The following is a 7,607-nucleotide window of genomic DNA, read 5'->3' on the forward strand; positions in this document are numbered from 1 at the left end:
GCTGAGCGTGGCCGCCAGGCGGTGCGGCTCCAGCGCGCCGAGGTCGTGCGCGTGCAGTTGCGCCTGCAGGCGCTGGGCGATGTCCCAGCGCTCGCCCAGCGCGTCGAAATCCGCCACGTCGGCACTGCCGGCCTCGATCCGTGCCAGCGCCCGCAACGCCGCGCCCACGCCGGCCAGGTCGGCGACGGTGGCGTGCGGCGCCGGCGCGATCTGCTGCGGCACGTAATGCAGGCGGCCGTGGCGCACGCAGCGTCCGGCGCTGGGCGTCAGTTCGCCGGCGAGCAGGCGTGCGAACACGCTCTTGCCGACGCCGTTGCGGCCGACCAGACCGGTGCGGCGCGCATCGAGCGCGAAGTGCAGATCGGAGAACAGAATCCTGCCGTCGGGCAGAACATGGGTCGCGCTGTCCAGCGCAAGCAGCGGATGCGTCATGGGAACCTCCATGGATGCCGGTCGTGCCCGCCGATCGCTCGGCAGGTGGGACGAAGGCCGTCGCGAAGACGGCGGCATCAATGGCGCATCGGCGTGGATCCTCGATCGGAGTGGACGCGGGACGATGCTAACGCAACGCGGCCGCGACGGGCCACGGCGTGGCGCGCTGGCTCAGGCCGCGGACAGGAACGCCGGGTGGTAGGCCACCTCGGCCATCGGCGGCAGGCGCTCGCCGAAGGCCAACGCCTGGAAGGCCTCCACCGGCGCACCCGGCAGCGTCAGCCCGGGTTCCGGATGGAAGCCGAAGCGCGCGTAGTAGGCCGGGTCGCCCAGCACCACGCACCCGGCCGCGCCCTGCGCCTGCAACTGCGCCAGCGCCTCGCGCACCAGCCGCGTGCCCAGGCCCTGACGCTGGTGGCCCGGCCCCACCGACAGCGGTCCCAGCCCGTACCAGCCGCGGCTGCCGTCGGACAGGCTCACTGGCGACACCGCGACGTGGCCGACGATGTAGCCCTCGTGCTCGATCACCAGCGACAGGGTCAGCGCGCCGTCCGCGCGCAGCCGTTCGATGATGTCCTGCTCGTCGTGGCGGCTGTGCGCGACGCGGAAGAAGGCGACCAGGGTCAGCGCCTCGATCGCCGCCGCGTCGGCCGGCCGCTCGGCGCGCAACAGCATGTCGTCGGCTGCGCTCACAGGCGCTCCAGCAGCTCGGCGAAGGCCTGCGCCGAGGTCGCCACGTGCTCGCCCAGGCGGTGCGTATCGTCGACCAGCAGCAGCCGCGCGGCACGCGCCTGCGCCCAGGCGATCACTTCACTGGCGGGAATCAGTTCGTCGCGCCAGGCATGCACCACCGAGGTCGGCACCGGTGCCGCATCCAGCGCCGGCATGTGCCCCATCCGCGTCGGCGGCACCATTAGGAACAGGCCGCGCACCGGCACGTGCAGCGACACCTGCGCGGCGATATAGGCGCCGAGGCTGGAACCGGCCAGCACCAGCGGCCCGCGCTGCGCCGCCGCCTGCGCCAGCTCCAGCAGGCGCTGCAGACGCGTCGGCACGTCGCCGAGCGGGCTGATGTCGCGGCGCGCGTCCAGGTCGGTGTAGTCCGGGCGCGAATGGGTCCAGCCCAGACGCTCCGCGACCTCGGCCAGTGCGGTCACCTTGATCGCGTCCGGCCCGCTCTCGAAACCGTGCGAAAGGATGCAGTGACCGCGGCTCACAGCGCCACCACCGCATCGCCCAACCGCAGCGTGCCGCCCTGCACGATGCGCGCGCACAGGCCGCCGTGGCCGCGCATGGCGTTGTAGCCGCCGGGCCCCAGCGCCTGCTCCATGCGCGAGCACGGATCGCACGGCGCGATGCCTTCCAGTTCGACCTCGCCGATGCGGAAGCGGCGCCCCTTCAGCGCGATCAGCGGAATGCCCGACACCACCACGTTGCGCCGCAGGGTCGCCGGCGCCACCGCCGCATGGCCGGCCAGCGCGGCGATCGCCGGCAGGTGTTCGGCCTGGATCAGGGTCACGCCGCGCTTGCCGTTGCGGCCGGCGTAGCGGTCGCCGTGCAGGCCGCCCTCGGTTTGCCCCTCAGCGGCGTCGACCTCGTGCATCGGCACGTCGCGCGCCGGGCGCAGGCCGATCCATTCCACGCGTCCGGCGCGCGGCAGTGTGGCCAGCAGGGTCGCCAGCGGGCTTTCGGAATTCAGGGTCATCGGCGAATGCTAGCATCCGCGCATGTCGCCCACCTCACCGTTGCCAATCCACGATGCGCCCCTGCCCTACGTCGGACTGCTGCAGGAGCGCGCGCCGGACAGCATCACGCTGGCGGTGATCCACTGCACCGAGTTGCCGGACCTGGCCAGCGCGCGCCTGTACGGCGAACGCGTGCTGTATCCGTCGGGCACCGGCAACAGCGGCCATTTCTACATCGACCGCGACGGCAGCGTGCATCGTTATGTGCCGCTGCAGCGCGTCGCGCATCACGTGCGCGGCTACAACCCACAGTCGCTGGGCATCGAACTGGTCAACCGCGGACGCTATCCGCTGTGGCTGGATTCGCGCCACCAGGCGATGCGCGAGGACTACCCGCCGGCGCAAGTGCAGGCGCTGATCCGGCTGCTGCAGCAGTTGCGCGCGGAACTGCCGCAGCTGTGCCACATCGCCGGACACGACGCGCTGGACCGCAGCCTGGAACCGGCCAGCGACGATCCGACGCGGCAGGTGCAGCGCAAGCTGGATCCGGGCCCGCGCTTTCCCTGGCCGCAGGTGCTGGAGGCGGTGGCGCTGGCGCCGTATGCGCCGCCTGTGTGACCGCCTTGGAGGCGGTGGATTGGAACGGCTGATTCGGGCCGCGATGGAGTATCAGACAGGGTCGCATTCGCAGGCTCCCGCAGGAGCGGCTTCAGCCGCGCCCCGGCTTCACCGGGAACGGCCCGGTCGCGGCTGAAGCCGCTCCTGCGCGATTTTCCACGCGCTCAGTGCGCGCCGACGTAGTTCTTCTCCCCAGCGGTCACCGCCACGTCCAGGCGATTGCCGACCGGCGCCAGCGGGCACACCACGTGCGGGGTGAACGCGCATGGCGGGTTCTGCGCCAGGTTGAAATCCAGCACGATGCGGTCGCCCTGCGGCGCCGGCACGAACAGATAGCGGGCGCCGCCATAGCTCTCGCGGCCACTGGTGCGATCGGAGAACGGCAGGAACAGGCGCTGGCTGGCGCCGTCGCGCAGGATCTGCAGCTTGTAGCGCCGCCCCCGCAGCACGAACTCAGCGCTGCCGACCAGGGCCAGCGGCTGCGGCGTGCCGATCGAGGTGAGCAGCACCATCGCCTGCGGCGCCGGCACCGGATGCCAGTCGGCCACCACGCGCCACTGCGGATCGATCGGGAAGTAATCGATGCTGCGGAAGCGCGCGCGCGCCGGCGCCTGCGGATCGCGGAAACGCCAGCCGAACAGGTTGCCGGTGCGCACCACGTAGAACTCCTGCGCCCCCAGCGCAAGGCGGGTCTGGGTGTCGTGCGCCGCGTCGGTCTCCAGGCGGCCGCCGGCGAACGGCTGGCCGTTCACCTGCACCGTCGCGTCCGCGGCGGGCTGGAACTGCACGCCCTCCTGCGGATCCACCTGCAGCACGCCCAGATGCGCCGGACCGGCCGGCAACTGCACATCGTTGTCGGGTGCGCTGCCGACCCGGTGCAGGCCGCTGTGCAAACGCCCGGAGCCGGTGAAACTCAACCAGCCCGACGGCGCGCGCAACGTCGCCAGGCGCTGCGCGCGGCCACGCTGCACCGCCTCGCGATAGTGCGTGGCAGATTGCGCGCGTGGCGAGGCGTCGGCGCCATCGGCCGACGCGCGGCGGTCGCCGCAGGCGGCCAGGCCCAGCAGCATCGCAAGCCCGCAGGCCTCACGCCAGCGCATGGTGCCGCCCCTGTCGCGTGCCATCGTGCATGCGTTCCGTGTGGACCGGCGCCGGCCCTAGCCGATGGCGCGCGGCCGTGCCGGATCGGCGATCCAGCCGCTCCAGGAGCCGGCGTAAACGCGCGCACCGTGCAGGCCGGCATGCTCCAGCGCCAGCAGCAGATGGCAGGCGGTGACGCCCGATCCGCACATCAACACCACCTCGCGCGGATCGCGTCCCTGCAGCAGCGGCTGCAGTTCCGCGCGCAGTTCCTGCGCCGGGCGCAGGCGGCCGTCGCGCAGGTTCTGCGCCAGCGGCCGGTTGAGCGCGCCGGGCACGTGCCCGGGCAGCGGGTCGATCGGCTCCACCTCGCCACGGAAGCGTTCGCCAGGGCGCGCATCCAGCAACCAGCCCGGCGCCTCGTGCAGGCGTGCGGCGACCTCCTCGGCGGAGACGATGCGCGCCGCATCGAAGACCTGCGGATACGGCGGCAGCGGCGACGGCGCGGAGGCCGCGTCGGTTTCCGGCAGGCCGAGCCGGCGCCATTCGGCCAGGCCGCCGTCGAGCACGGCGACCCGACGATGGCCGAGCAGGCCCAGCATCCACCACAGGCGGGCAGCAGCCATGCTGCCGTCGCCAGCGTCGTACACCACCACCTGGTGCTGCGGGCCGATGCCCCACTGCCCCAGGGTGCGCGCGAACGCCGCGTCGTCCGGCAACGGATGCCGGCCCAGGCCGGGACGGCCGAGATCGGACAGATCGGCGTTCAGATCGGCGTAGACCGCGCCGGGCAGGTGCGATTGCGCATAGGCTTCGCGCGCGGCCGCCGCCGCAGCAGGATCGAGCAGCGCCGCCGGCACGAACCGCGCATCGACCAGGCGCAGCGCGGGATCGTCGAGCGCGGCGGCCAGCGTCGGCGCCTCGACCAGGGTGTGCCATTCGGGGGACGTTGCGGTCATGCGGCTTGCTCCAGTCGGCGGCGCAGGTTGAGCAGGATCGCCGCGGTCGCGCCCCAGATCCGCTGGCCGGGCCAGCCGTACTCCAGCACGACGCGCGGGCGTCCGCGGTAATCGGTCTCGATGCTGCGCAGGTTGTCCGGCGCCATCAGATAGGCCAGCGGCACTTCGAACACCTCGGCCACCTCGCCCGGATGCGGCTGCGGCACGAAGCGCGGATCGATCGCCGCGACCACCGGCATCACCCGGAAACCGCTGATGGTGACGAACGGATCCAGGTAGCCCAATGGCTCGGCCTGCGACGCCGCCAGTGCGATCTCCTCCTCGCTCTCGCGCAGCGCCGCGGCCACCGCATCGGCGTCGCTGGCCTCGATGCGGCCGCCGGGAAAACTGACCTGGCCGCCGTGGTGACGCAGGCTGTCGGTGCGCCGGGTCAACAGCACATGGGTGCCGTCGGCGCGCGGCACCAGGCCGGCCAGCACCGCCGCTTCCACCGGCGCGCCGTCCGGCAGCAGATCCTGCAGTTCGTGGTGGTTCCAGCCCGGCCCCGCCGGCGGCTGCTGCAGCGGGTGCAGTGCGCGCAGCAGGTGCGCGCGTTCGGCCAGGCGCTGCCCCGGCGACGACGACCAGCCGCGGCCCGGCAGGACCTCGTCCATGTAGCGGCGGCGTTCGGCGTCGCTCATGCCGCGCCAGCGTGCGATCTCATCGCCGCTGCGCAGGCAGCCGGCGCAATAGCCCTGCGCATCGAGACGGCAGAGACCGATGCAGGGCGTGAGCAGGGCATGCGGAACGGGATCCATCGGATTCGACACCTTGCCAGCCTAGCGCGATTCGTCGGCGCCGTCGTCGCCTGCCCAAAAAAATTGCGCCGGCATCGCTGCCGGCGCAATCGTCGTGCACTGAACCAGCGTGCTTACTTGACGCTGACCAGCTTGATCTCGAACTGCACCGCCACGTTCGGCGGGAACGGCGTACGCGGGTCGGCACCGTAGGCCTTGTCCGGCGGCAGGGTCACTTCCCACTTGGAGCCGGCCGGCATCTGCAGCAGCGTGTCGCGCATGGCCTGCATCTCGACTTCGCTGACCTTGATCGCCGGGATCTGCTGCGCCGGACGCGCCTGCGCCGGACGCTGGCCGAACGGGTACGGACCGGCCACTTCCAGCTGCACGGTGCTGGCCTGGGTCGGCTTGGCACCCTTGCCGGCCTCGATCACGCGGTACTGCACGCCGCTGGGCAGCACCTGCACGCCAGGCTTGGCCTTGTTCTGGGCCATGAACTGGTCGCTCTTGGTCTTGTTCTCGGCAGCGGCCTTCTCGTAGTCGGCCTTGGCCTGCTGGGCGCGGGCCTGCTCGCGCTTCTGGAACGCTTCAACCGCCGGCTTCAGTTGGTCGGCGCTGACCGCCGGCTGCTTCTTGGCGTAGGCGTCCTGCAAGCCCTTCACCACCGCATTGATATCGAGCTGCTCGCCGCGGCCGGTGAGTTCGGCAAGGTTGTTGCCGTAGTCGTAGCCGAAGTAATAGCTCAGCTTGCCCTTCTCGGACGAGGTGTCCTGGGCGAACGCATTGCCGCTCAGGGCGAGGGCCGCGACAGCGACCGCAATAGAACGCAACTTCATCAAACAATTCTCCAGGGTGGTGGCACAGGGCGGCCCGTGCCGCCTGAGATGACGCGTTAGGATAGCCGCCGCGGCGCGTAACCGCTACCGACGACGCTGCTCTGACTGGTGCGGCCCGCCCAGAGTTCCCATTACCTTTTTTTAACAACCAGGAATGCACATGTCCGGCACGCCGGTCCTCGCCGATACCCAGGGTGCGATCCGCATCCTCACCGTGAATCGAGCCGACAAGCTCAACGCCTTGAATCGCCAGGTTTTGCAGGCGCTGGATGCGGCCTTCGCCGCGGCCGCGGACGACCCGCAGATCCGCGTGGTGGTGCTGACCGGCGCCGGCGAGAAAGCCTTCGTGGCCGGCGCCGACATCGCCGAGATGAACGAACTGACACCGGTGCAGGGCCGCGATTTCTCGCAACTGGGCCAGCGCCTGATGCGCCGGATCGAGCGCATGCCCAAGCCGGTGCTGGCGATGGTCAACGGTTTCGCCCTCGGCGGCGGGCTGGAACTGGCGATGGCCTGCCACCTGCGCGTGGCCGCCGAAGGCGCGCGCCTGGGCCAGCCGGAGATCAATCTCGGGCTGATCCCCGGCTTCGGCGGCACCCAGCGCCTGCTTCGGCTGGTCGGCCGCGCCGCGGCGCTGGAACTGTGCCTGCTCGGCGCGCCGATCGACGCGGCGCGCGCACTGCAATTGGGCCTGGTCAACCGCGTGGTCGCCGCCGGCGAACTGCAGGCGACCACGCTGCAGTTGGCGCAGCAACTGGCCGACGCCGCGCCACTGGCGCTGCGCGGCATCCTCGACGCGATCCAGATCGGTGGCGAAAGTGCGATCGAACAGGGGCTGGAATACGAGACCGCGCAGTTCGGCCTGCTGTTCTCCAGCGAGGACATGCGCGAAGGCACCCGCGCCTTCCTGGAGCGGCGCCCGCCGCAGTTCCGCAACCGCTGAGCCCGCGCACGATGTCGCACGCCCCCGCTCCCGCCACGCCGCTGCAGTTGCTGCGCTGGATCCTGGACGACGATCTGGATGCCGCGATCGACGGCGGCCTGATGGACTACCGCGGCACCGATCCGGAGGACGATCGCCTGGATCCGACGCATCCGCAGTTGCGCGCGCAGGTGCTGGCCGCGCAGCAGCGCCTGCGCGATGCCTGGGCCGCGCGTGCGCGCTACCGGGCGCGCAGCGCGCGCCTGGAGCGACGTGCCCATGCGCGCCAGGCGCGACGT

Annotated in this window: 11 protein-coding genes; 3 read left to right on the forward strand and 8 right to left on the reverse strand. The window is 71.6% G+C overall.

Annotated features, from left to right (window positions below; all coding sequences use genetic code 11):
* The 4 genes from D183_RS0109070 to D183_RS0109085 all read right to left on the reverse strand — a co-directional run.
* On the reverse strand, positions 1-432 hold a 432-nt coding region (locus D183_RS0109070), incomplete at its 3' end, for an ATP-binding cassette domain-containing protein (protein WP_017908708.1).
* 171 nt (positions 433-603) lie between these two features.
* Positions 604-1,107, reverse strand: coding sequence for a GNAT family N-acetyltransferase (locus tag D183_RS0109075; RefSeq protein ID WP_039726741.1), 504 nt, complete (start codon positions 1,105-1,107; stop codon positions 604-606).
* A 14-nt stretch (positions 1,108-1,121) separates the two neighbouring features.
* Positions 1,122-1,649 (reverse strand): alpha/beta fold hydrolase, encoded by a 528-nt coding sequence (locus tag D183_RS0109080; protein WP_017908710.1) that lies wholly within the window; start codon positions 1,647-1,649, stop codon positions 1,122-1,124.
* Positions 1,646-2,137: an MOSC domain-containing protein gene (locus D183_RS0109085; RefSeq protein WP_017908711.1), complete on the reverse strand. Its 492-nt coding sequence runs from the start codon at positions 2,135-2,137 to the stop codon at positions 1,646-1,648. Before D183_RS0109085 ends, D183_RS0109080 begins: the two co-directional genes overlap by 4 nt.
* 22 nt (positions 2,138-2,159) lie before the next feature.
* Here D183_RS0109085 and D183_RS0109090 point away from each other — a divergent pair, with 22 nt between their 5' ends.
* Positions 2,160-2,735, forward strand: a complete 576-nt coding sequence (locus tag D183_RS0109090; protein WP_026144325.1) for an N-acetylmuramoyl-L-alanine amidase — start codon at positions 2,160-2,162, stop codon at positions 2,733-2,735.
* Positions 2,736-2,899: 164 nt separating this feature from the next.
* On the opposite strand, the gene D183_RS0109095 is transcribed toward D183_RS0109090, so the two are convergent.
* From D183_RS0109095 to D183_RS0109110, 4 genes are all read right to left on the reverse strand, one after another.
* Entirely contained in the window at positions 2,900-3,805 is a 906-nt protein-coding gene (locus D183_RS0109095) for a DUF1684 domain-containing protein (protein ID WP_017908713.1), read from the reverse strand.
* Positions 3,806-3,892: 87 nt separating this feature from the next.
* Positions 3,893-4,774: a sulfurtransferase gene (locus D183_RS0109100; RefSeq protein WP_017908714.1), complete on the reverse strand. Its 882-nt coding sequence runs from the start codon at positions 4,772-4,774 to the stop codon at positions 3,893-3,895.
* Entirely contained in the window at positions 4,771-5,571 is an 801-nt protein-coding gene (locus tag D183_RS0109105; RefSeq protein WP_017908715.1) for an NUDIX hydrolase, read from the reverse strand. Before D183_RS0109105 ends, D183_RS0109100 begins: the two co-directional genes overlap by 4 nt.
* Before the next feature lie 113 nt (positions 5,572-5,684).
* Positions 5,685-6,386 (reverse strand): FKBP-type peptidyl-prolyl cis-trans isomerase N-terminal domain-containing protein, encoded by a 702-nt coding sequence (locus tag D183_RS0109110; RefSeq protein WP_017908716.1) that lies wholly within the window; start codon positions 6,384-6,386, stop codon positions 5,685-5,687.
* Positions 6,387-6,546: 160 nt separating this feature from the next.
* Between D183_RS0109110 and D183_RS0109115 the strand changes: the two genes are divergently transcribed.
* Complete coding sequence (locus D183_RS0109115; RefSeq protein ID WP_026144327.1) at positions 6,547-7,329, forward strand: enoyl-CoA hydratase/isomerase family protein; 783 nt, start codon at positions 6,547-6,549, stop codon at positions 7,327-7,329.
* A gap of 11 nt (positions 7,330-7,340) precedes the next feature.
* Positions 7,341-7,607, forward strand: a 267-nt coding sequence (locus D183_RS0109120) for a hypothetical protein (protein WP_017908718.1), incomplete at its 3' end; no start/stop codon positions are given.

The organism is Xanthomonas sp. SHU 199 (assembly GCF_000364665.1).
GTDB lineage: Bacteria > Pseudomonadota > Gammaproteobacteria > Xanthomonadales > Xanthomonadaceae > Xanthomonas_A > Xanthomonas_A sontii.